The 24,138-nt window shown below is 74.2% G+C and carries 14 protein-coding genes; 12 read left to right on the forward strand and 2 right to left on the reverse strand.

Annotation, left to right across the window (positions count from 1 at the left end; translation table 11 throughout):
• Positions 1-64: 64 nt before the first annotated feature.
• The gene (locus AQJ58_RS25460; protein ID WP_067253914.1) at positions 65-967 is read left to right on the forward strand and encodes a M20/M25/M40 family metallo-hydrolase; all 903 of its coding nucleotides are present in this window, start codon (positions 65-67) and stop codon (positions 965-967) included.
• On the forward strand, positions 964-2,376 hold the full coding sequence (locus AQJ58_RS25465; RefSeq protein WP_067253917.1) for a M1 family metallopeptidase: 1,413 nt from the start codon (positions 964-966) through the stop codon (positions 2,374-2,376). The genes AQJ58_RS25460 and AQJ58_RS25465 overlap by 4 nt, the downstream gene beginning before the upstream one ends.
• 37 nt (positions 2,377-2,413) lie before the next feature.
• Here the strand turns inward: AQJ58_RS25465 and AQJ58_RS25470 are convergent, their stop codons facing one another.
• Positions 2,414-4,237, reverse strand: a complete 1,824-nt coding sequence (locus AQJ58_RS25470) for a HAMP domain-containing sensor histidine kinase (RefSeq protein WP_067253920.1) — start codon at positions 4,235-4,237, stop codon at positions 2,414-2,416.
• On the reverse strand, positions 4,227-5,006 hold the full coding sequence (locus AQJ58_RS25475; protein ID WP_067254273.1) for a response regulator transcription factor: 780 nt from the start codon (positions 5,004-5,006) through the stop codon (positions 4,227-4,229). Before AQJ58_RS25475 ends, AQJ58_RS25470 begins: the two co-directional genes overlap by 11 nt.
• Before the next feature lie 663 nt (positions 5,007-5,669).
• On the opposite strand from AQJ58_RS25475, the gene AQJ58_RS25480 reads away from it, so the two are divergent.
• From AQJ58_RS25480 to AQJ58_RS25525, 10 genes are all read left to right on the forward strand, one after another.
• Positions 5,670-6,371, forward strand: a complete 702-nt coding sequence (locus tag AQJ58_RS25480; protein WP_079079215.1) for a response regulator transcription factor — start codon at positions 5,670-5,672, stop codon at positions 6,369-6,371.
• A 178-nt stretch (positions 6,372-6,549) separates the two neighbouring features.
• Positions 6,550-10,521: a type VII secretion protein EccCa gene (gene eccCa, locus AQJ58_RS25485; protein WP_067253922.1), complete on the forward strand. Its 3,972-nt coding sequence runs from the start codon at positions 6,550-6,552 to the stop codon at positions 10,519-10,521.
• 102 nt (positions 10,522-10,623) lie between these two features.
• On the forward strand, positions 10,624-12,084 hold the full coding sequence (eccD, locus tag AQJ58_RS25490) for a type VII secretion integral membrane protein EccD (protein ID WP_079079216.1): 1,461 nt from the start codon (positions 10,624-10,626) through the stop codon (positions 12,082-12,084).
• An 8-nt stretch (positions 12,085-12,092) separates the two neighbouring features.
• Positions 12,093-13,430, forward strand: coding sequence for a type VII secretion protein EccB (eccB, locus tag AQJ58_RS25495; RefSeq protein WP_067253924.1), 1,338 nt, complete (start codon positions 12,093-12,095; stop codon positions 13,428-13,430).
• A 44-nt stretch (positions 13,431-13,474) separates the two neighbouring features.
• Entirely contained in the window at positions 13,475-16,642 is a 3,168-nt protein-coding gene (locus AQJ58_RS25500; RefSeq protein ID WP_067253926.1) for a hypothetical protein, read from the forward strand.
• A complete protein-coding gene (locus AQJ58_RS25505) occupies positions 16,639-19,899 on the forward strand; it encodes a right-handed parallel beta-helix repeat-containing protein (RefSeq protein ID WP_067253928.1) in 3,261 nt (1,086 codons plus the stop codon). Before AQJ58_RS25500 ends, AQJ58_RS25505 begins: the two co-directional genes overlap by 4 nt.
• 205 nt (positions 19,900-20,104) lie before the next feature.
• The gene (locus AQJ58_RS25510) at positions 20,105-20,449 is read left to right on the forward strand and encodes a WXG100 family type VII secretion target (RefSeq protein ID WP_067253931.1); all 345 of its coding nucleotides are present in this window, start codon (positions 20,105-20,107) and stop codon (positions 20,447-20,449) included.
• Positions 20,450-20,511: 62 nt separating this feature from the next.
• The gene (locus AQJ58_RS25515) at positions 20,512-20,802 is read left to right on the forward strand and encodes a WXG100 family type VII secretion target (protein ID WP_067253933.1); all 291 of its coding nucleotides are present in this window, start codon (positions 20,512-20,514) and stop codon (positions 20,800-20,802) included.
• Positions 20,803-20,806: 4 nt separating this feature from the next.
• The gene (locus AQJ58_RS25520; protein ID WP_067253935.1) at positions 20,807-21,394 is read left to right on the forward strand and encodes a hypothetical protein; all 588 of its coding nucleotides are present in this window, start codon (positions 20,807-20,809) and stop codon (positions 21,392-21,394) included.
• Between the two features lie 113 nt (positions 21,395-21,507).
• Positions 21,508-24,060: a hypothetical protein gene (locus AQJ58_RS25525; protein ID WP_067253937.1), complete on the forward strand. Its 2,553-nt coding sequence runs from the start codon at positions 21,508-21,510 to the stop codon at positions 24,058-24,060.
• The last annotated feature ends 78 nt before the right edge of the window (positions 24,061-24,138 follow it).

Below are 24,138 nucleotides of genomic sequence, written 5' to 3' on the forward strand. Positions count from 1 at the left end.
AACGGGACATCTGCTGCCTACCGTCGTCCCCCGTCCGTTCCCCGAGTGACAGGAGAGCCAGCTCATGGCATCCCGCACGTTCCCGCGCTGCGCCGCCGTCGGCGCCCTGTGCGCCGGCCTGCTCGGCGCCGCACCCGTCGGCGCGACCCCCCGGATCCCGGGTCCACCGGTGGTCACGGCCCAGCGCGTCATGCCGTATCTGAAGGACCTCCAGTCGATCGCCGACCGCAACGGCGGCAACCGGGCACACGGCACCCCCGGCTACCGGGAGTCGGTGAGGTATGTGAAACGGGTGCTGGAGGAGGCCGGTTACCGCACGGTCCTGCAGCCGTTCACGCACGACGGCGCCACGGGCTACAACGTCATCGCCGACTGGCCGGGCGGGGACACACGCGACACGGTGCTGGTCGGAGCGCACCTCGACAGCGTCCTGGCCGGTCCCGGCATCAACGACAACGGTTCCGGCTCGGCCGCCGTCCTCGCGACCGCGGTCGCCGTCGCCCAGGCCCACCTGAAGACCGGCCGGCACCTGCGGTTCGCCTGGTGGGGCGCGGAGGAGGGCGGTCTGTTCGGCTCGGCGCACTACGTCGACGCCCTGTCCCCCGCCGAGCGTTCCTCCCTCCACACGTACCTCAACTTCGACCAGGCCGGCTCCCGGAACACCACGACCTGGCTGGTCACCCACGATCCTTCCGGCTCCGACGGCGCCGTGGAGTCGACCGAGGCGTTCGAGAGGCACTTCGCCGCCCGCTCCATACCGACCTTCGACATCGGCGACACGGGCTCGGACGACCGTTCCTTCGCGGCCGCGGGCATTCCCATTGCCGGTTTCACCACCGGCATCTCCGACTGCGTGCACAGCGCCTGCGACGACATCGACAACGTGGACCCCGCCGTGCAGACCGCCAGCACCGACGCCGTGCTCGACGTCACCTGGCAGCTCGCCGTGGCGAAGGACCGCCGGTGAGGCGGCTCGTGGCCTCTCCGCTCGCGGCGCTCGTCCTGTGCGTGCTCACCGGTCCGGCGCCCGCGTCGGCGGCCGACGGCGGCGCCGGCCTGTCGGATCCGTACTTCCCCACGGACGGGAACTCGGGGTACGACGTCGCCCGGTACGACGTCCGCATCGCCTACGACCCGGCGCGCCCCGGCCATCTGACCGGGGACACCACCATCACCGCGCGGGCCCTGACGGATCTGGGCCGGTTCCACCTGGACCTCACCGGGTTCGACGTGTCGTCCGTGACGGTCGACGGCCGCGAGGCCCGCACGGTGGAACGCGAGGGGGAGCATGAACTCGTGATCACTCCGGAGCGCGAGCTGCGGGAAGGCGCCGACTTCTCCGTCCGGGTGCGGTACTCGGGCAGGCCGGTCGGCGAGGGCTGGCACCCCCTCGCCGACGGCGGCGTCGCCGTCAGCGGCGAGCCGCACTCCGCCACCTCCTGGTACCCGGCCAACGACCACCCGTCCGACAAGGCCACCTTCCGCCTCACGGCCACCGTCCCCGACGGGTGGACCGCCGTCGGCAACGGTCGTCCCGGCCCGGTGACCGGGGACGGCGCGGGCCACCGCACCTTCCGCTGGTACGAGGACCGTCCCCTCACCACGTACACGAGCATGGTGGCCGTCGACCGGTTCACCGTACGCACCTCCGCGCTGCCCGACGGCACCCCGGTCGTCAACGCCTACAGTCCCGACGCGCTGATCGACCCCGACGCCGAGAGGCTTCAGGAGGACATCCTCGGCTTCCTGGCCTCCCGCCTCGGCCCGTACCCGTTCTCCTCGGCCGGGGCCGTCGTGCTGACCGGACCGTCCGGTGCCGGCCCGGTCGACCTGGAGACCCAGAGCCGTCCGACGTACGACACGGGACTCTTCGACGTCGCGATGGTGCACGAGATCGCCCACCAGTGGTACGGCGACAGCGTGTCCTTCACCGACTGGCGTGACGGCTGCGTCGCCGAGTGCGTCGCCACGTACGCCCAGTGGCTGTGGTACGAGCACCAGGGGGACGACCTCGACCGCGACTACTACCTGGCCACGGTCCAGGAGCACCGCGCCGACCCGGCGTTCTGGCGCGTCCCGCTGTACGACCCGGGGCCCGGCAGGCAGCTCGACGGCGCGCTCTACGCACGAGGGCCGCTGATGCTGCACGCGCTGCGACGCACGGTCGGCGACAAGGCGTTCTTCGACCTCCTGCGCGCCTGGCCCGCCCGGCACCGCCACGGCAACGCCTCGTGGCCCGAGTTCGAGGCCCTGGCCGCCGAACTCTCCCGTCACGATCTGGGGGGCTTCTTCACCGCCTGGGCGCACGGCACAGAGGTTCCTCCTGACCGGTACCTGTACCCGGCGGGCCTTCCCCGGCCCAAGGCGACGGGCTGACCCACCCCGAACCGTGCGGGGGGGGCGGCCGGACGTCCTACGACTCGGGCTGCCCGGTCGACGGACCGGGCAGCCCGAGCGTGAACACCGATCCCTTGCCGGGCACACTCGACGCGTGCACGGTACCGCCGTGCGCCTCGGCGAGTTTGCGGACGATGGACAGGCCCAGCCCGCTTCCCCCGCCCTGTCTGCTGCGCGACTTCTCCGCCCGCCAGAAACGGTCGAACACCTTGGGCAGGTCCTCCTCGGCGATACCGGAGCCGGTGTCCTCGACGCCGAACACCACCTGGTCGCCCAGGGGACGTACGGAGAGGGTGACCGTGCCGCCGGCGGGCGTGTGCCGAATGGCGTTCGAGACGAGGTTCCCGATCGCCTGACGCAGTCGTACGGAATCCGCCCTCAGGTACGGCCGCACCTCCTCGGACCGCACCCGCAGCTCCACTCCCGCGGCGCCGGCGTTGCCCTGATGGGCGCGCGCGACCTGGGCCAGCAGGGCGGCGGCGTCCACGTCCTCCGGGTGCACTCTGAGCGCACCGGCGTCCGCCGCCGCGAGGTCTCGCAGATCGTCGATGATGTGCTGAAGCAGCAGCGCCTCCTCCAGCAGGGAGGAGATGAGACTCCCGTCCGCCGGGACGACACCGTCCTCGACGGCCTCCAGCCAGCCCCGGACGTTGCTGAGCGGCGTGCGCAGCTCATGGGCCACATCGCTGACCAGCGCCCGGCGCAGTTGCTCCAGTTCCCGCCGTCGGCTCGACATGAGGTTGAACGCCGCGGCGAGCCTGCCGAACTCGTCGTCGCCGGTCACCTCGACGTGGGCGTCCTCGTCCCCTTCAGCCATCCGCTGGGCCGCACCGGTCAGTGCGCGCAGCGGCCTGACCATGCGGGTGCCGGCGATGAAGGTGACCGTCACCGTCGTGAGCAGCACCGCGACGGTGACCCCCGCGATCCTCATGCGGTTGGCGCCGGACAGATCGAAGAAGGTGGCGATCTTCCGCTCGGGTGCGGTGGCGAACAGCAGGGCCGCCGGAGCCACGTAGGGGTCGAGCTGGTCGCGCAGTGCCCCGGAGAGACAGGCCGTCACCGCACGGCTGTTCGGAGCACCGCCGGCGGTGGACGGGGTCCAGGTCAGGTCGTCGGCGAGCTGGACCGGGGAGGCGTGACGGGCGACGAGGCAGCTGTTGACGAGCCTGCCCAGCTGAGCGAGGGCCCGGTTCTCCGTGGGCGTGCGCTCGAGCAGGTCGTCGACCTCGCACCGGTCACCCACGTTCAGGACCCGGCCGTCGAGCCGGATCTCGGGCCGGCCGCTCGGACTCTCCACGACAACGGCGTCGGCGGGGACGGGTCCGTCACGGAAACAGCTCGCGATCCGGGACGCGAGGACCTGAAGGGCCGCCTTCTCCCGGTCGGGCAACCGGAAGGGGCCGACGGCGCGGGGATCGATGCCCGCGTACGGCCCGCTGCCCTGGCGGGGGACGAGCGTGGTGTCCACGGCGAGCGCGTCGACGGTCGCGGACGGCGTGTCAGGCAGCGACCGGGCCGGCGTCCGGCCTCCCCCGCCCGAGTCCGCCAGCAGGCGACGGTTCTCGTCGGTCAGGGTGATGCGGCGGCCGGTCTCGCGCGCCAGCGCCCGGATCGTCGGCTCGACCCCCCGCCAGTCCGGGTGGGTGGCGGCGTAGCCGACGAGTGTGTCGTACACCCGGGCGTCATCGGTGATGGCCTGGCCGCGCTCACGCCCGATGGCGACCGCGGTGACACTGACGACGAGCCAGGCGGTGGCGACGATCGAGCAGAGGGACACCAGGACGGACACCGCCAGCAGCCGGGAACGCAGGCTTCTGCGCGGGGATATGTCACCTCGCACGGAGACCGGCCGTGTCGTCCGGCTCCGCCGCGGGACGGGGTTCGGCGGCCTTGTAGCCGACGCCGTAGACCGTGAGCAGCCGTTCCGGGCGCGAAGGGTCCCGTTCGATCTTGCGGCGCAGGTTCATGACGTGTCCGTCGACCGTGCGCGTGGTGACGTAGCGGTCGATGCCGTGCAGGTGTTCCAGAATCTGTTTCCTCGTGAACACCCTGCCCGGAGCCGAGGCCAGCACTTCGATCACGCGGAACTCACCGGGTGTGCAGTCGACCAGCCGTCCCTCCACCCGTACCTCGAACCGGCCGGGGTCGACCGCCAGCGAGCCGACGACGTGCACCGGATCGGCCGTCCGCGCCCCGAACCCGGAACCGGCAACGGCCCCGGCCCCTGCGCCGGGCGCCGTCGCCTGGCCGGCGCGTCGCAGCAGGGTGCGCACCCGGGCGACGAGTTCCCGCGGACTACAGGGTTTGGTCATGTAGTCGTCGGCCCCCAGATCCAGGGCGAGCAACAGGTCGTCCTCCTCCGCGCGGGCCGTGAGCATCAGGACGGGGACTTCGGACTCCCTGCGCAGCACCCGGCACACGTCGAGGCCGTCCACGCGGGGCATCATCCAGTCCAGCACCACGAGATCCGGCATACGCCGCCGGATCTCGTCCAGCGCCGCGCGCCCGTCGTGGACGACGCCGACCGAATGGCCTTCCCTCTCCAGGTACAGGCGGATGAGGTCGGCCTGTTTCGGGTCGTCGTCGGCGAGCACCACGTAAGCACACATGCGGGCCATCGTAGGGACGACGGACGGCTGATTCCCGCCCAGGCGGCGGCAGTCGGCGAGGGCCATCGGACCCCGACAGGAAGGGAACAGGTTCCCGACATTCGACGAGGATTCTGATCATCGGCATCCCCGGCCGGCGCCGCGCCGCGCCGCCTCGCAGGCCCGGGGATGCCGACGCGGCGCGGGCTGTGTCGGCACGTCCCCGGCGTTCTCCGACGGCAGTGCCACCCGCGCACAGATCGACGAAAGGCGGCATGCAGGACAGCGACGTCGAGCGACTTGCCCGTGCGCACACCCAGACCTGCCCGACAGGGCACAGTTTTTTCAGTGCACTGTCAGGCATTGAGCGGTGCGCTGGCGGAACAGCCGAACGCCGAACGGTGAGCTTTTCTGGAGCACGCACCACACCGAGCCCGGCGTCCCAGGACCCGGGCATCGCCGCGCCGACGGCGTGAAGTGCGGCGGATTCCGTCGCGCCCTCCGGCCTCGCGCCGGGGGGACCCGGCGGACCGGCGCGCCGCCATCGCCGCCTGCCGGGCCCACGCCCCCGGCCGGCGGCGGCCACCGCAACCGCGGCGGCCGCGGCTTCGCGGTGGCGCGGCAGCGACCTCGGCCGGTCCCGGGACCCCACCGGCACCGATCCCTCCCAGGAGTGAAAGCGACATGCAGTACTACACCGTGGGCGACCGCGAGACGCGTCCGGCGGCGAGCGCCGCGGGCCGGCGGGTCGCGGCGCGGACCGTGGCCGTCTCGGTGATCGCCAACGACCCGATCACCGGGGAGGGCACGATCGCGTGTCTGCGGACCTACAGCGGGCTGAAGCTGCTGTCGGCCGACGAACGGCCGGGCGCCGACGTGATCCTGATGCTGACCGACGAGGTCACCGAGAACACGATGCAGGTGATGGAGACGGTCGCGGACCGCTCGTCCAATGCCGGCATGGGTATCGTGCTGGTCACCGAGCGGCTGCGCGACCACCATGTGCTGCGGGCCCTCCAGTGCGGTGTGCGCGGTGTGCTGTCCCGCCAGGTCTGCGGGTTCGACGCGGTGGTGGACTCGGTGCGCGAGGTCGGGGCCGGCGGCGCGCACCTGCCGCCGCAACTCCAGGCGTGGCTGGTGGACCGGCTCCAGACGATCCAGCGCGATGTGCTGGCACCGCTGGGAATGACCGCGTCGGGCCTGGACACCCGTGAGGTGGCCGTCCTGCGACTGCTGGCCGAGGGCATGGACACCACCGAGATAGCCGAGCACCTCAGCTACTCGGAACGCACGATCAAGAACATCATCAGCGGCATGATGACCCGGCTCGGTCTGCGCAACCGCACCCAGGCCGTGGCCCACGCGCTGCGCAGCGGCGCCCTGTGAACCGCCGGACGAGCCCGCCGCACGGCCCGCTCACCGCCGGACGGCGTCCCGCTTCCCCCCAGGGGAACGGCCGGTGGTCCTCGAGGGCAACGTCGAAGTGCCCCGCCCGGCCCCGTGAGCTGCGGCTCCTACCGTTGTCGCGGCGCACGGGCGCCGTAACCGTGGAGAACACCCTTACATGAGCACTGTCATCGTGAAGCGCGCACCGCGCGTCCACGGGGCCGAGGAACCGTCCGAGCAGATCGAACTGGCAGAGCCCCCGGTCCTGCCCGAACCGGCGACCGCCGACTTCTCCTCCGTCCTCGTCTATCTGCCGATGGCTCTGGGCACCATGGCCATGGTCATGATGTTCTCGCTGCGCGACGGCTCGCCGACGACCTATCTGATGTCCGGCATGATGGGCCTGTCGATGGTCGGGATGAGCCTCGGGCAGCTGGGCCGCTCGGGTGCGGACCGCAAGCGGCAGATGCAGGCCGAGCGACGCGACTACCTGCGCTATCTGGCCCAGTTGCGGCGCAGGGCACGGACCGCCGCCGAGGCGCAGCGGACCGCCGCGCTGTGGGACAACCCGTCCCCCGAACGGCTGTGGTCGCTGGCGGGCGGACCACGCGTGTGGGAACGCCGCCCGGGCCACGACGACTTCGCCCGGGTCCGGATCGGTCTGGGTGCGCGGGCCGCCGGCCTGGAGTTCCTGCCGCCGAAGACGAAACCGATCGAGGATCTGGAGCCGCTGTCGGCCATCTCGCTGCGGCGCTTCTCCCGGGCCGTGCAGAACGTGCCGGGCATGCCGCTGCCGGTCGGGCTGCGGCGGTTCTCCAGTGTGGAGCTGACCGGCGATCCGGAGCGGGCGCTGCGGCTGGCGCGGGCGGTGCTCGGGCAGCTGGCGGTGCTGCACTCCCCCGACGACCTGCGGATCGCGCTGCTCACCGACGAGGCCGGGCTCGCGGAGTGGGACTGGCTCAAGTGGCTGCCGCATACCGCGCACCCGCAGCGGGAGGACGCCTCGGGTCCGCTGCGGCTGGCCGCGTGCGACCACGACGAGCTGATGGAGCTGCTCGGCGCCGGGCTCACCGACCGGCCCGACCACGACCCGGGGTCCGTGCCGGGCCCGGCCGAGCCGTTCACCGTGGTGGTCGCCCACCGGGTACGGCTGCCGGAGTCCAGCCGGCTGCTCGGTGCGGGGCTGCGCGGGACCGTACTGCTCGACCTGACCGACGCCCTGCCCGGGGGGCCCAGGACTCTGCGGCTGACGCTCGGCGACGGCGACGTCACCTTCCCCTCGGGTGAGACCACCGGTACCGCCCGCGCCGACGGGCTGGGCCGGACCGCCGCCGAGGACCTGGCGCGCCGGCTGGCGCCGTTGCGCACCAGCGGGACCGTCGACCTCGTCGACAAGCCGCTGGAGTCGGACTTCGACCTGACCGCGCTGATCGGTCTGCGGAACGCGCGGACCTTCGACGTGGCCGCCAAGTGGCGGCCCCGGACGGCTCTGGAGGCGCGGCTGAGGGTGCCGGTCGGCGTCACCGAGGACGGCGAGATCGTCGAACTCGACCTCAAGGAGTCGGCCCAGGGCGGCATGGGCCCGCACGGGCTGCTGATCGGCGCCACCGGATCCGGCAAGAGCGAGCTGCTGCGGACCCTGGTGGCCGCGCTCGCCGCCACCCATTCGTCGGAGGTGCTCAACCTGGTCCTCGTGGACTTCAAGGGAGGCGCGACCTTCATCGGCATGGACAGGCTGCCGCACACCTCCGCGGTGATCACCAACCTGGCCGACGAACTCCCCCTGGTCGACCGCATGCGGGACTCCCTCAACGGCGAGATGATCCGCCGTCAGGAACTGCTCCGTGAGGCCGGATACGCCTCCCTGCTGGACTACGAGAAGGCCAGGACCGCCGGCGTCCGGCTGGCCCCGCTGCCCTCACTCCTCCTCGTCGTGGACGAGTTCTCCGAACTCCTCGCCAACAAGCCGGAGTTCGTCGACCTGTTCGTGTCGATCGGGCGGCTCGGCCGGAGCCTCGGCGTCCATCTGCTGCTGGCCTCCCAGCGGCTCGACGAGAGTCGCATCCATCGGGTCGAGGGCCATCTGTCCTACCGGATCGCCCTGCGCACCTTCTCCTCCATGGAGTCGCGCAGTGTGATCGGGGCGTCCCACGCCTACGAGCTGCCCTCCAGCCCCGGCCACGGCTACCTCAAGGTCGACACCACCACGCTCGTGCGGTTCAAGTCGGCCTACGTCTCGGGTGCCTGCCCGTCCGGAGCGGCCCCGCCCGACGAGCACGCCGAGCGGATCAGGGTGGCCGGCGAGGTCGCCCCGTTCACCCTCGGACACGCTCCCGGGTCGGCTGCGCCGGCCACCGCCGAACCCGAGACGGACGGCACGCCGCCCGGCGGTGCCGACGACCGGGCGGAGCCCGACGGTGCGGAGAGCCTGCTGGAGGTCCTGATCGACCGGCTGGCCGGAGCCGGGCCGCCGGCCAGGCAGGTGTGGCTGCCGCCGCTGGACGTCGCTCCGAGCCTCGACCAACTGCTGCCCGGCATCGTGCCGGACCCGGTACGCGGCCTTAGCGCCGCCGACCACCCGGGCCTGGGACGGCTGCGGATCCCGCTGGGGATGGTGGACCGCCCCTTCGAGCAGCTCCGCGAGATGCTGGTGGCCGACCTGTCCGGGGCCGACGGACACCTCGGGGTGGTCGGCGCCCCGCAGAGCGGCAAGTCGACGCTCCTGCGCACCCTGGTCCTCTCGCTGTCGCTCACCCACACTCCGCGCGAAGTGCAGTTCTACTGCCTGGACTTCGGCGGCGGCGGCCTCGCGTCGGTCTCCGGGCTGCCGCACGTCGGCTCGGTGGCCGGGCGTCTGGACCGCGACCGGGTGATCCGGACCGTGGCCCAGCTGACCCAGCTGCTCGAACAGCGGGAGCAGCGGTTCACCGACCTCGGCGTGGAGTCGATGGCGGCGTACCGGACGCTGCGGGCCCGCGGCGAGGTCGAGGACCCGTTCGGCGACGTGTTCCTCGTCGTCGACAACTGGGGGACCCTGCGGCAGGACTTCGAGGAGCTGGAGACCCGGGTCAACGACCTGGCGGCCCGCGGACTGTCGTTCGGCATCCACCTGGTGGCGTCCGCGGTGCGCTGGTCGGAGATCCGTCCGCGCCAGCGCGACCTGCTGGGCACCAAACTGGAGCTGCGGCTGGGCGACTCGATGGAGTCCGAGGTCAAGTCGCGGATCGCCGCCGGTGTTCCGTCCCAGCCGGGGCGCGGCATCACCTCGTCCGGCCACCACTTCCTGGCCGCGCTCCCCCGCCTGGACAGTTCGTCCGACGTGACCGGCCTGGCCGAGGCGACCCGGGCGGCGGCCGCCGAGTCGGCCGCCTTCTGGACCGGTCCGCCCGCGCCCGTCGTACGGCTGCTGCCGACCCGGCTGCCCGCCGAGCGGCTGCCCGCGCCCGACGGCGACCTGCGGATGTGCCTGGGCCTGGACGAGGAGCGGCTCAACACGGTCTGGCACGACTTCCGCGTCACCCCCCACCTGCTGGTCTTCGGCGACGGAGAGACCGGGAAGACCAACGCGCTGCGGCTCGTGGCCCGTGCCGTCACCTCCCGGTACCGTCCCGACCAGGCGCGGATCATCCTCGGCGACCCCGGCCGGGGCCTGGCCTCGTCGGTGCCGCCGGAGTACCGCGTCGGCTACGCGGTCGGCGGGGACGCGCTGAACGAACTCGCCACCAGCACCGCCGTGTCGATGGGCAAGCGGCTCCCCGGCGCCGAGGTCACCCCGGAGCAACTCGCCGGGCGCGACTGGTGGCAGGGGCCGCGGCTGTTCATCCTCGTCGACGACTACGACCTGCTGGCGGCCTCTCCCGGGATGGCCGGCCCGCTCGCGCCGCTGGTGCCGCTGCTGGCGCAGGGCGCCCATGTCGCGATGCACGTCGTCGTCGCGCGGAGCACCTCCGGCGCGATGCGCTCCATGATGGACCCGCTGCTGCGCCGTGTGTGGGAGCTGGGCAACCCGGCGCTGCTGCTCTCCTATCCCAAGGAGGAGGGCCGGTTCATCGGCGAGGCCAAACCCAGGACGCTCCAGGCCGGGCGCGCCCAACTCGCCACCCGACGGGGTATCAGGCTCGTCCAGACCGGGCTGGTGGAGGGGCGGTGACGCCGCGTTCGCGCAGTCCGCGGCCGCCGCCGGGCACCAGCGCCGCCCCTCGCCCCCTTACGTCCCCGAACGCCGTGCACCGCGGCCCAGCCGAGGAATCCCGTGACCACCGCACCTCCCCTGCCCCCCGCCCGTACCGAACCGGACCGGCGCGGCCGGACCGCCGTCCCGGGCCCCGAGGGCGCCGCCCTGTGCCGGATCACCGTCGTCGGCCGTGACCGCCGAGCGGACCTGGCCGTGCCGGTCACCGCCACGATGACCGCGCTGCTGCCGGTCCTGTTGCGCCATCTCGCCGCCTCCCCGGACCAGGAGGGCGCCCACTGGGTCCTGCAACGCCTGGGCGAGGCCCCGCTCGACCCGGAGGGGACACCGGAGACGCTGCGCCTGCGCCACGGCGACGTACTGCACCTGCGTCCGGCCGAGGACCCGGTTCCGGAACCCGATTTCGACGACGTGCCCGACGGCGTGGCCCAGACCCTGGCCTCCCGGCCCGGCCGCTGGCTCCCCGAGCACACCCGGCGTCTCCTGCTGGGCCTGGCCTGTCTGGCGCTCACGGCGTACGCCGGGGCCGTGACCTCCGCCGGGCCGGGGGCCGCCGGTGCGCTGGGCTGCGCGGCGACCGCACTGCTGCTGGCCGTCGGAGCGACGGTGGCGGGACGCGGCGCGGCCGCGGACCGCGACGTCGCCGTCGCCGCCGGGCTCGGCAGCCTGGTGTTCGCCGTCCTCACCGGCCCCGCCGTGTCCGCCGCCCCGCACACCACCGGCGCCCTGGGGCTGCTCTCGCCCGACCGCGACGGGGTCATGGCCGGGGCCGCCGCCGCCGCGGTCGTGACGGGACTGCTGCTCGTCGCGGCCCGGCTGCCCGTCGCGCTCTTCGGCACCCTCCTCGCTCTGGCCCTCGGCGCCGAGGCCGGTGCGGTGCTCTGTGCCGTCCTGGGCTGGAACGCGGCCGAGGCCGCGACGACCCTCGCGGTCGCCGCCTTCGCCCTCGGCCCGGTCGCCCAGCGGGTGGCACTACGGCTCGCCCGGCTGCGCGTCCCGCACCTGCCGCACAACGCCGCCGAACTCGGCCAGGACATCGATCCCGAGCCCGGCGGACGCCTCGCCCACCGGGTACGGTCCGCCGACGACATCCTGACGGTGTTCACCACCGCCACCGCGGTGCTGGGCGCTGTCGCCTGCGTCCTGCTCGTGCGGCAGAGCGGATGGCTGTCCTGGACTCTGCCCTGTGTCCTCGGGGCAGGGCTCCTGCTGCGGGCGCGCGGCATGAACGGCGTCCGGCAGCGGACCGCGCTGGCGGTCTGCGGGGCGCTCGGACCCTGCCTGGCGCTGCTCACGGCCGCGTCGGCCGGCGATCCGCCGGCCCGGGCCGCCTGCGCGGTCGTCCTGCTGGCCGCCTTCGGACTGCTGGCCGTCGCCGCCCGGCGGATGCCGGAGCAGCGGCTGCTGCCCGTCTGGGGCCACGGCGCCGACGTCCTGGAGACGCTGACGGCCCTGGCACTGGTCCCGCTGCTGCTCCAGCTCCTGGGCGCGTACGCCTCCTTCCGCTCGCTGGCCGGCTGAGGGGCGTCGTGCAGACCACACGTGACCACCTGCACGCGTACCGGTTCGCCGCCGGCCGGCTGTCCGCGGCCCTCGTGGGCGGGGACCCCGGTACCGGCGAGGCGCCGATGCGACGGGCCTCGCTGGGCATGGTCATCGGCGTCGTCGTCGGCGGCCTGCTGTGCGGCGGAGCCGCCGTGTTCGGGCTGATCTCGCCCGGTGGCAACTCCGCCTGGCGCAAGGCCGACGCGATCGTCGTCGAGAAGGAGACCGGCACCCGGTATCTCTTCCTGGGCGGCGCACTGCGTCCCCCCGCGAACTACGCCTCCGCCCTGCTCGCCCTCAAGGGCCGCGCGACGGTGGTGAGCGTCTCGCGCAACTCGCTCACCGGGGTGCCGCACGGAGCCCCGGTGGGTATCACCGGGGCCCCCGACTCCCTGCCCCAGGCCGACGACCTGCTGCCCGGCCGCTGGACCTGGTGCGCCACGCACACCACGGCCGGCGCGCTGACCCTCGGTCCCGACGCCCCGGGCACCCCGCTGCCCGCGAACACCCGGGTGCTGCTGGCCGCGCCCGGCGGCAAGCAGTACGTGCTGTGGAACAACACCCGCTACCCGGTGTCCGACCGGTCCGTCGTCGTCGCCCTCGGGCTGGACGTGCGGCCCGCCGTCACCGTGGGCGACCGGTGGCTCGCCCAGCTCCCCACCGGCAGCGCCCTGTCCGCCGCCCACGTCCCGGGCGCGGGCGGCGCCGCCCCCTCGGTGGGGGGCCGGGACGGCCGGATAGGCGACCTGTTCCGCTCCGCCGCGGGCGGGGTGGAACAGACCTACCTGCTGCGCGCCGACGGCCTGGCACCGATCAGCGTCACCGAGGCCGCGCTGCTGGCCGCCAGACCCGGCGGCGAGGCGCCCCGCGAGCTGGACGCCGCCGAGGTGTCCGCCACCCCGGCGTCCACGGACCGCTCACTGCTGGACCGGCTGCCCGATCTGATGGCCTCCGGCACCGCGTACGACCCCGGCAGCCGGCCGCTGTGCCTGCGCCAGCGGGCCTCCGGCAGCGCGGTCAGCTCCACCGTGGTCACCGGCACGGCGCCGTACGGCACGCCGAAGGCCGTCACGGTGCCGGGCGGCCGCGGCATGCTGGCGGTGCCGCTCCCCCAGGCGTCCGGCCACGGCGGCGGCGACCTGTACCTGATCACCGATCAGGGGGTGCGCTACCGGGTCGCCGACGACAAGGCGCTCTCCGCTCTCGGCTACGCCGACGCCACGGTGCGGCACATCCCGCGGGACGTGCTCGCCCTGCTGCCGGACGGCCCGGTCCTGGACACCCTCACCGCCACGCGTACGGCAGGCGGTGGGGGGCGGTGACGATGCGGTTCGCGCCGAGGAGGCGCCGGACCGGCACGGTGTCCATGGACGCCGTGCGGGCAGGCGGCGCGCTGCTCGTCCATCCCACCGGACGGCTCGACCCGCGGTCGCGGCAGTTCGCCGCCGGCCTGGCCGCCGACCGCGAACACACCCTGGTGGTGGTCGACGTGCACGCGGCCGCCCCGCGCGCGGAGTGGGAGGCGGTGGCCGGCCTGCTCGCCGGAGACAGCGGCGGCGGGCTCCGGATCGTCGTCGGACGCGGCTCGCCCGAGGAGACCATGCGGGTCTCCCAGTGGCTCGCCGACCGGCTGGGCCGCACCGTGGTCGCGCCCGACGCGGCGGTCCTGCCCGCCGCCGGCGGCGGCCTCTTCGTGCCCCCCGACCGGGGCACCGGCTGGTACGTGCTGCGCCCGGGGCGCGAACCCCGCGTGGACTCCCGCCGCTTTCCCCGCCCCACCTGGGAGGCCCCGGCCGCCGACCGGGCCTGGGCCACCAGCGACACCGGTACGGCGGAGCCCGTGCCGGGCGGGGTGTGGCTGCGGCACACCGGCGTGGAACCGGGCACGCTGGCGGCGCAGCGCCACCAGCTCGCCGCCGGGGTGCACGCCGCACGGCCGGACCTCCTCACGGTGATCCTCGGCAACCCGGGCATGCCGGGGTTGCCGCTGGACGACATCGCCCGGTTCTGGGACGCGCTGTCCGCCCCCAGCCGGGCCATGGTCCGCTTCGCGCCCTTCGGGCAGCCGGCCGTTCCCGCCGGTGAGACCGTCGGGCAGGCGCTCGCCGACCGGTTGGGCTATCCGGTGGCGATGTTCACCGGTCTGCCCGGCGCGGGCGCACCCGGTACCCCGGGGCACGACGTCCGGGTGCCCGTCGACGGGACCTCTCCCGGCTGGCGTCCCTTCGCCCAGGAGATGGGCCACCGCCCCCGGCTGAACGCCGGCGATCCGGTCGACCCCCCTGTCCTGCTCGCCCACCGGGTGCCGCTGGACGGACTGGAGCCCATCGGCCCGGGCCTGTTCCGCTACGGGCAGGACGCGGTGCTGGAGGTGGTGCAGAGCGGGCTGTGGGTCCGGCGCGCCGACGACCCCCTGGACGCGGAGGCCGTACGGGGCATCCCGCCCCAGCCGGAGGGCGGGCTGATCCTTCACGACGCCGGGCCCGACGCGGCACGGATGCGGCGGATCGCCACGGAGGTCCTGCGGCGGCTGGACGCGGAGACCAGCCGGATGTGCCGGGCGGTCTCCGTGCCCGACGCCTGTGCCGCGGCGGAACGCGACCGGCTGACCGGCGCCGGGACACCCTCCCTCACCGCGGGCCCGCCCGACGCGGAACCGGCCCGTGCCACTGCTCCGGAGCCCGCACAACGACACGTACCGGCGGTGCCGCCCGCACCGGCTCCCGCGGTCGTGCGGGCGGAAGCGTCGCCGTGGGGGCTCCGGGACGCCCACCGCACCGGACCGGGCACACCCGTGCCCACCATGGCGGACACGCCCGGCGAGGCGCTGTCCCTCCCTGGCATGGCCACGCCCGGCCCGACCGACCCCACCGCACAGCGCGCCGGGGCGGCGGACTCCGACACCCCCACCTCGACGAGCGGAGCACCGGCCGCGGGGGCGAGCGTCCGACGCCCGCCCCTGCCGACCGTCGGAGGCCCCGCTCCGCGAACCGGCCGGACGGCCCCGGGCCCCACCGCCGTACCGAACCCGCGGGTCACGGGTGACGTCCCGGTCACGCCGGACGTCCTGCTCGCCCCGCCGACCGCGCCCGCCACCCTGGCCGGCCCCTCAAGCCCGCCCGCCAGCCCGGCCGTCCCCTCGACCCCGCCCAACTCCCCGGCCGTCCCATCGACCCCGCCCCACACCCCGTCCTCTCCGGGCGCCCAGCCGACCGCGTCCGGCGTCCGGGACATCCCGCCCGCCGCCCCCAGAGCGGTGTCCGGCATCCGGTCGGAGGCAGCGGTCCGTTTCGACCACGCGGAGCCGGCGGCCGGGACGGCCGACGAGTCCGCCCCGCACACGCCGGGGGCGCCCCCTCCTCCGCCGAAGCAGGACCCGGAACCGGCGGCCGCCGCCTCCCCCTCGGCACCGACCGCTCCCCCGTCCCCGTCCGCGCCCGTGGCGCAGACGCCGACGCCGGCGCCACGGATCCGGTTGGAGTCCTCCCCGGCACCTGCCACCGTGCACCTCCCGCCACCCCCGCCGGACCCGGTGCACACCCAGGAGAACCCGGCACCCGTACCCCCGGCCCCGGCCGCACTCGCGCCGGAGGCGCTGTCGGCCGCCGACCCGCCCCGGGTGTCCGAGGCCGGCGCGGACGACGGGCCGGAGTCCGGGGTACGTGTCCAGCCGGTCCCGGCGGCAGCCGCCTGCGCGGTGCCCCCGGAGCGCGGCATCGACCAGGAACGCGCCTGGCTGCAACGCACCCTCGGGGCACCCTTCGACGCCATCGCGGGGTCCGTCTCACGAGCGATGTCGGAGTTGCCCGGTCTGCGGCCGGAATCCGGCCGGGGTGGCCGCGAGGCACTGAGCGACCTGGTCGCCGTCAAGCTCTACCTCTCCGGTGGGGCACCCTCGCTCGACGCGGGGGTGAGCGCGGGCCTCCCCGGTCCGCACGTGCCGCTGGCCCGCTGTGTGGCCGCCGGTCTCCGCAGGTTGCCGTCCTACCGTGGGCCGGTACGGCTCCGCGCACCCCTGACGCCCGCCGAGTGGGAGTGGTACCGGAGCCGGCGCCTGATCGTGGAGTGGGGATTCTGTTCCGGTGACGCCGATCCCCCGCCGGCCGGGGCCACCGGGACCGGGAGCACGGATGCCGCCGCACCGGCCCTGGCGGACGAACCGCCGCAGGGGCCCGGCCCAGTGGACTTCCTCGTCTGGTCGATGACGGCGCGCCGCACCGCGCTGATCGTCCAGGACGAGGCGGACCGGGTGGTCTTCCTGCCCGGCACCGGTTTCAAGGTGCTGCGGGTCACCGGTGGCGACCGGCCGAGCGTCCTGCTGCGCGAGTTGTCCGCCTCGGAGATCTCGGAGGACGGCCGGGTCAGTACCCGTCCGGTGCCTCTCGACACGATCGCCCTGGCGAGTCTGGAGACGGCCGGACGGACCCGGCCCCCGGCGGAGGCCGCCGAGCGGAAACCGCTCGGTCATGCCCCCGGTCTGGTCATCAGCGGTACAGACGGCCCCGACGGGCCCGGAGAGGACACGGCACAGTGACCAGGCAGACGCTGGTGGTGTCCCCGAACCGTCCAGGGGCACACCGTTCGATCACCGAGGCGCTACGGCACGCGGTCGACGGGGCGGTGGTCTCGGTGACCGCCGGCCGGTACGAGGAGTCGCTGCTGCTGAGCCGGACCGTCACGCTGTGCGCCGAGGGCGACCCGGGAAGCGTGACCGTGGTCGCGGCGAGCGGCAGCACCGTCGTGGTCGACGCGGAGGCGGTGCAGTTGTCCGGGCTCGTGATCGTCGGAACGGACACCGATGCCCCGGTCGTCGAGGTCCGGCGCGGCGAGGCGGTGCTGGACGGCTGCACGGTGTCGGGTGCGGGGTGGACGGCGGTGCTGGCGTGGCAGGCCGGGGTGCTGGTGGCCCGCGGCTGCCGGGTCGGGAACCCGGGGGGCGCGGGGGTGGTGGTGACGTCCGCGGCGGGCAACACGCTGGAGGCGTCACGGGTCTCCCGGGTCGGGTCGTCCGCGGTGGTCGTCGCGGAGAACGGCCGGCTGACGGTCCGTGGCTGCACCCTGGAGGAGTCGGGCGGCAACGGCGTCTGTGTCAACGGCCGCGGCGAGTCGGTGGTCGAGGACACCGCCGTCAGCGGGAGCGCGAAGCCCGCCGTGGTGGTCGAGCAGGACGGCCGGGCGGCCTTCCGCAGGGTCACCGTCACCGGCAGCGCCTCGCTGGACGCGTATCTCACCAGTACCGCGGCGACGGAGTTCACCGACTGCTCGTTCGCGGGGTCGGCGGCCCAGTCGGTCCAGATCGCGGGCGGCTCGCGGCCGGTTCTCCGTGGCTGCGCGCTCACCGCGGCGGCGCACAACGGGTTGCAGGTCACCGGTGGGGCCCGGCCGCGGATCGAGGACTGCGAGATCGACGGGGCGCCGCTGGGCCTGGTGGTCGACTCGGGCAGCGCACCGGTGTTCCGCAACCTGACCGTACGGGGTGCCTCGCAGCACGCGGTGCTGGTGTCGGGGAAGTCGTCGGCCTCGTTCGACAGCCTCACCGTCTCCGGTGGCGGTGCCCGTCCGGTCCGCGCCGACGGCGAGTCCTCGGTGGTGCTGGACGGCGGCCGGATCGAGGTGGCCGACGACGGTACGGGCATCACCCTCACCGACGGTGCCGACGGACGGTTCACCGGGCTGCGGGTCTCGGGGGCGGGCGGCGGCAGTACGGCGGTCGCGGTGGACGGCGGGGCGCGGATGGTCATGGAGTCCGCGGTCCTGGAGGGCTCCGGGGTGCTGGTCGGCACCGGCGGAGGCGCCGGGATCCGGGGTACCCGCATCACCGGCGCGGGCACCGACGGGATCCGGGTGCTGGAGGGCGGCACGCTCACGGCGTCCGACTGCCGGGTGTCGGGCAGCGGCGGACACGGGATGGATCTGCGGGCCCCGGCACGTGCCGAGGTGGACGGCTGCACGGTGACCGGCAACACCGGGGAGGGCCTTCGCTTCGACCCGGAGGACCGGGTCACCGTCCGAGGCTGCGACATCCGCGACAACGGGACGACCGCGCCGCGTACCGCGCCCCACCCCCGCGAACGGTTCCCGCAACAGCCGCACCACTCCGTCTCGGAGGAGGCCCGGGACGGCGGGACGGACGCGGGCGGGGCGGCCGCCGCGCCGGAGGGCCGTCCGGTCCTGGAGAGCGGGCCGTTGGCCGACCTGGACGCGCTGGTGGGGCTGGGAAGCGTCAAGCAGGAGGTCACCGGCCTCATCAACCTCAACCAGATGGCCAAGCGCCGCCAGGAGATGGGGCTGCCGATGCCGCCCATGAGCCGGCACCTCGTCTTCGCCGGTCCACCGGGGACCGGCAAGACCACCGTGGCACGGCTGTACGGCGCGGTCCTCGCCGAGCTGGGCATCCTCAGCCAGGGCCACATCGTGGAGGTGTCCCGGGCCGACCTGGTGGCGCAGATCATCGGCGGCACCGCGATCAAGACCACCGAGGTCTTCAACAAGGCCGTCGGCGGGGTGCTGTTCATCGACGAGGCCTACACGCTGACCAACCAGAACAAGGGCACCGGGCCGGACTTCGGCCAGGAGGCCGTCGAGACGCTGATGAAGCTGATGGAGGACCACCGGGACTCCATCGTCGTCATCGTCGCGGGCTACTCCGAGCAGATGGAGCAGTTCCTGTCGTCCAACCCCGGTATGGCGTCGCGGTTCTCGCGTACGGTCGCCTTCCCCAACTACAGCGTGGAGGAACTGGTCACCATTGTGCGGGGGTTGTGCGACAAGCACTACTACGAGATGAGCGACGGGGCGCTGGAGGCACTGACCCGGTACTTCGAACGCGTCCCGAAGGGGCCGACGTTCGGCAACGGCCGGATCGCCCGCAAGGTGTTCGAGTCGATGATCAGCAGGCAGGCGTCCCGGCTGGCGGCGAACCCGCCGAGCCGGGACACCGAGCTGAGCCGGCTCTCCGAGGACGACGTCGACCTCGCGCCGGGTGACGACGAGGACGGCCCGTCCGGGGCAGCCGCCTCGGCGCCCGGCAGGAGCGCCGAGCGCAGGCTCTCCTCACTCGTCGGCCTGGAGGGCGTCCGCGAGTCGCTGCCCGCCCGGGTGGCCGGACTGGCCCGGCTGCGCGCCGACGGACAGCCGGCGTCGGGACTGGCCAATGTGGTGCTGGCGGGCCCCCGGGGCAGCGGTCGCCGGGCGGTCGCCGCGCTCTACGCGCGCATGCTGGCCGAGCGGGGACTGCTGCCGACCGGGTCCCTGCACCCGGTGCCGTTGTCGGCCGTCCCCGACGGCTGGCCCGGCCAGGCCGCCGCCCATGCGTCGTCGCTCTTCGAGGAGGCCGCGGGCGGGGTCCTGCTGCTGGAGTGGGACCGCTCCTTCTCCGGACGGCACCCCGCCGGCCGTACAGCGGTTCTGGAGGCGCTGCCCGGCTGTGTGGCGCGGTCGCCCGAGGTCGTGGTGCTGCTCTCCGGCGAGGACGGCGACCTGCGGACGCTGACGCAGGAGAGCACCGCACTGGCCGGCTGCTTCTCGGAGTACCTGCGGCTGACCCCGTACGGCGCCGAGGAACTCGCCGAACTGGCCACGCGCCGGCTGCTGCGGTTGGGCCATGTCCTCGATGCCGCGGCCAGGCAGGCGGTGGGCAGGCGGGCCGCCGAACTCCCCGTGGCGCTGGGGGCGTTCGGCGCCCATCTGTTCGCGGACCGGGTGTCGTCGGCCGCCGGGCGCCGTGAGGTGCCGGCGGAGGCGGTGGCCGCCGTACCCACCGGAGGGGCTTCCGACCCGGTAAGGGTGTGATCCGTCGGGCGGCCCCGCCCGGTGGCCCTGCGCCGGGATGCCCTGCGGGGGCAGAGAACGACGGCGGCGGGGGCAACAAGGCCGGTGGTGGATCGGGGGTGCCTTCCCCGGCCGCCAGCATGGCCGGGTAACACCACGCGACAGGTGCCCGAACACGCGCCGCACGCGCTGTTCGCGCCGGCACCGAACCAACGAAGGAGTGCCCATGGCGGGCGAGACGTCCGTATCGGTCGACGGCATGATCAAGGCCAGCAACACCTTCGAGGCGGCGCGGGACACGGCCATCCGCTCCTACTCGGCGATGTACGAGCAGGTCTCCACCCTGGCGGCCAACTGGAGCGGTGACGCCTCGTCGACCTACGGGAAGGCGCTGGAGAGCTGGCTCGCCAACTTCCGTACCGTGATCACGGCGCTGGAGAACATGCAGTCCAGCCTCGACAGCAACGCCGCGATGTACGCGCAGACGCACGACATCACCCAGGAGGAGGCCGCCTCCCTCGCGGCGGAACTCGCCGAGCCGCCCGCCCTGACCGGGCTCCCGGGCTTCTGAGCCCCCGCCCGCCGCGTCTCCCCCACCACCGCAAGCAGCAGCACCAGCAAGAGAGGCATCCCATGGCCACCTACTCCGTGAACATGTCCAACGTGAACACCGTGGTGGAGGAGATGTCCTCCATCAGCACGACCATCAAGGCCATGCTCGACGGCCTGGCCCAGGACAGCACCGTCAACCTCGCCGAGTGGACCAGCGAGGCACGCGACGCGTACAACACCTGCAAGCTGAGCTGGGACAACGCCGCCACCGCCATGGTCAACCAGGCGGTCAGGGCGCACACCTCGCTGAGCGGCATCAACGCCAACTACGGCACCAGCGAGGTGCAGGGCCGCCAGATGTGGGAGGTGTGACCCGGTGTCGACCGATCCTGGCGATCCGCCCGCCGACGAGCTGAACACCGGCGAGGGATACCTCCCGTCGGACGAGGACAACTCGACCACCTCGAACACCTCGACCACCAACGGTGTGCACGAGTGGAACCACGAGACGCCCCCGTACGCCGAGGTGACGTACGCCGTCACCGGCCCCGCGGCGCCGCCTGTCACGCTGTCCCACGCGGAGGCCGGCGAGACCCAGGTCAACACGGCGGCCATGCGGCTCTTCGCCAAGAACATCCGCACCCTCCAGACCGCCGCGAGCACGGCGCACGACACGCTGGACCCGGTGACGCTGGCGCCCGGGGGCTTCTACGTAGCCCACCAGATGCGCCTCGACGTCACCGGCGCCGACGGCGCGGGGCTCAAGCCCGCGTTCCTCAAGGTGCTCGTGGACCTTCAGTACGGCCTGAGCGCGCTCGCCACGGGCATCGACACGCTCGCGCAGCTCTACGACAACACCGAGGCCGACAACACGATCGACGCCGCACGCATCAGGGAGGCACTCACCAGCGTGCCCGGCTACTTCGACCGCTCGGTCCAGGACACCGGCAGCGTCGCCACCTGACCCCTACGGTGCCGTCCAGGTGACCCGCGGCGTGCCGGGCGCGGATCACGGGCCCCACCGGCCGCCGCCGGCACAACGACCGCACAGAGCGAGGAAGGCAGAACCGGAGCAGCATGGCGGAGAACGACCCCACCGCGGGCCTGACACAGGACAACGACGGCACCCTCTTCGGCAACCCGGACGGCGGCGGCAACGAGCACGACTACGAGACCTGGAGCTGGAAGCAGATCGCGGCGGCCATCAACGGCGCCACCACGGTCGCTCCCGGCTCCGACCACGCCAACGAGATGGCGCAGATCTCGAGCCCGGCGAGTTTCGGCACCACGGCGCGGGCGTTCCACTTCGTGCAGAAGACCCTGGAGATGATCGCGACCAGCCTCCAGCAGCAGTCGGCCGCGCTCGCCGGTGACGACCGTGGCTGGCAGGGCGCGTCCGCCGAGGCGTTCCTGCTGATGACCAAGCAGTTCTCCCGGCAGGTGAGCGCGAACGCGGCCGTGCTGTCCCGCGGTGCCGGCATGGCCTCGATACCCCAGCAGCTGGTCCACAACGGCAACAGCCTGGCCCGGGCCCGCGCCACCATCCACAACATCGACATCTGGTACGCGGCGGAGGCCGCCAGGCTCGGGGCCGGACGGACGTCCAACGGTCTGATCGTCGTCAGTTCGAAGCCCGAGGTCGTCGCGCTGATGACCCGGGACATGCGGACCGTCATCCGGAACCTCGCGAAGACGTACAAGATGACGATCGAGAACGTCATCGCGCCGACGGCCGAGACGCCGGTCCCCGAGCCCCTGCCGGAGGGCGGGGGCGGAGGGGGCGGCGACGGTGACGGTGGCGGCGGTGACGGTCTGCCGGACATCAGCGGCTCGGGCCTGCCGGACACGGGCGGCTCCGGTCTGCCGGACACCGGCGGCTCCGGGATCGACGGCCTCGGCACGGACGGGCTCGGCGCCGACGGTCCGGTCGGCGGGTCCCCCGACCCCTTCGGGGGTGATCTGGGCACCTCCGGCGGCCTGGACGCCTCCGGTCTCGACTCGGTCCTCAACCCGGGCGCCGGGGGCGTCGCGGAGTTTCCCGGTCTCGACGGCGACTCGCCCGGCATCGGTGGACTCGGTGACCTGGGGACCGGAGGCCTGGGGTCCGGAGGCCTGGGGTCCGGAGGCCTGGGGTCCGGAGGCCTGGGCGACGTGTCGACCGGGGGGATCGGCTCGTACCCCGGCGGTCTCGGCACGTCCCCGCTCGGTTCCGGAGGCGGCCTGAAGGGCTGGGACTCGTCGACGGCCGGACTCGCCGACCCGTCCGTGTGGACCGACCCGGCCTCCGACCTCAGCGGCCTCACCGGCGCCGACGACGAGGGTCTCGGCCTGCCCGTCGACTACACCGGGTCGGAGGCGACCGGCCTGGGCGACGTCCTGGGCGACGGATCCACCGAGAGTTCCGGCAGCGGTCTGGGCGGCATGCCCATGATGCCGATGATGCCGGGTGCCGGCGGGGGCGCAGGCGCCAAGGACGGCGCGGAGAGGCCTGACGCCGCGGGACTCCTGAGCAGCGACGCCGCTCCCTGGCAGGATGCCGAGGAGTCCGGGCCGCCGGTCGACGGCGTCGACATCGGCTCCGGGACCCCGGCCGGTGTGCCGTCCGCCGGCACGACGTCCACCGCCGGTATCGGGGGCGTACCGGCCATGCCCCTGCCGATGTTCCCCGGCGCGGCGGGTGCCGGTTCCGGCGGCGGCTCGGGCGCGCCGGAGCGCCCCGACGCGGCCGGACTGGTCGGTGGTGAGGCCGCCGACTGGGAGTCCGGGCCGGCGTCGGCCGGCACGGACGGGGAGATCGGCTCGCCCGAGGGGGCACCGCCGGGTCTCACGGCCGCCGGGACACCCGCCGTCGTACCCGCCGTCGTACCCGTCGTTGCCCCCGGTGGGGCACCGGGGGCACCGGGGGCGGCACCGGGTTCCGGGGCGCCTGCCCCGCGCCGCGAGCAGACCGCGGAGGCCACGGCGTCGGCGGCGGCCGCCACCTCGGAGGGGACCACGCAACCGGCGGGACCCGCAGCCCCCTCGGGAGCCTCCGCGTCGGCGGGGAACACCGAGGACTCCGGGGCCCGGACGGCCACGGCCGGGGCGGTGACGGGTACGGACGGGTCGACGCAGGGTACGGACGGGCCGGCGCCGGGCTCGGCGCACAGTGAGCGGATCGCGCTGGTTCCCCGGGCGGACGACACGGAGGACACCAGCCTGTGGGAGGTGGCCACGGCCTCGTTCCTGCCGCTGCTCTGGCCGTTCGCGGGCGACAACGGCGCCGACGACCGCGACCGGGACCGTCTCAGCTCGGCGGCGGAGACGGCGTGGACGCCTCCCGGGCCCGGCTCGCCGCCCCCCGGGCAGAGCTTCGGGCCCCTGGGCGCGGATCCCGACCCGGGGTACCCCGTCCGGCAGCCGGCCGCCTCCCGCCGGACGTCTCCTCCCGGCCCGCAGCCGCCCCCGGCGGAGGACGAACCGTTGCGCTGCGGCGGCGACGACACGCCCCCGCCCGAGCCGGAGCCGGAACCCGAGGAGTCCGGGGAACCCGACGATGCCGGGCAGGCGGAGCGGACGTCGGCGGATCTCCTTATCGAGGACGGCGACCTGTGGGGGGCCCGGCGGGACGACGTGTCGTCGCTGGGCTGAGCCACCGGGTGCCCCGCCGGGGCAGAGGCGGGTGTACGCACGGTCATTTCCGGCCGCTCACCGGGCGGTTCCCCGCAA

This window comes from Streptomyces sp. DSM 15324 (assembly GCF_001514285.1).
Lineage (GTDB): Bacteria > Actinomycetota > Actinomycetes > Streptomycetales > Streptomycetaceae > Streptomyces.

Coding starts and splice junctions, on each gene's coding strand:
- AQJ58_RS25480 (WP_079079215.1), top strand. CDS start 5,670: ATGCAGTACTACACCGTGGGCGACCGCGAGACGCGTCCGGCGGCGAGC.
- AQJ58_RS25510 (WP_067253931.1), top strand. CDS start 20,105: ATGGCGGGCGAGACGTCCGTATCGGTCGACGGCATGATCAAGGCCAGC.
- AQJ58_RS25500 (WP_067253926.1), top strand. CDS start 13,475: ATGGACGCCGTGCGGGCAGGCGGCGCGCTGCTCGTCCATCCCACCGGA.
- eccCa (WP_067253922.1), top strand. CDS start 6,550: ATGAGCACTGTCATCGTGAAGCGCGCACCGCGCGTCCACGGGGCCGAG.
- AQJ58_RS25475 (WP_067254273.1), bottom strand. CDS start 5,006: ATGTGTGCTTACGTGGTGCTCGCCGACGACGACCCGAAACAGGCCGAC.
- AQJ58_RS25525 (WP_067253937.1), top strand. CDS start 21,508: ATGGCGGAGAACGACCCCACCGCGGGCCTGACACAGGACAACGACGGC.
- AQJ58_RS25515 (WP_067253933.1), top strand. CDS start 20,512: ATGGCCACCTACTCCGTGAACATGTCCAACGTGAACACCGTGGTGGAG.
- AQJ58_RS25460 (WP_067253914.1), top strand. CDS start 65: ATGGCATCCCGCACGTTCCCGCGCTGCGCCGCCGTCGGCGCCCTGTGC.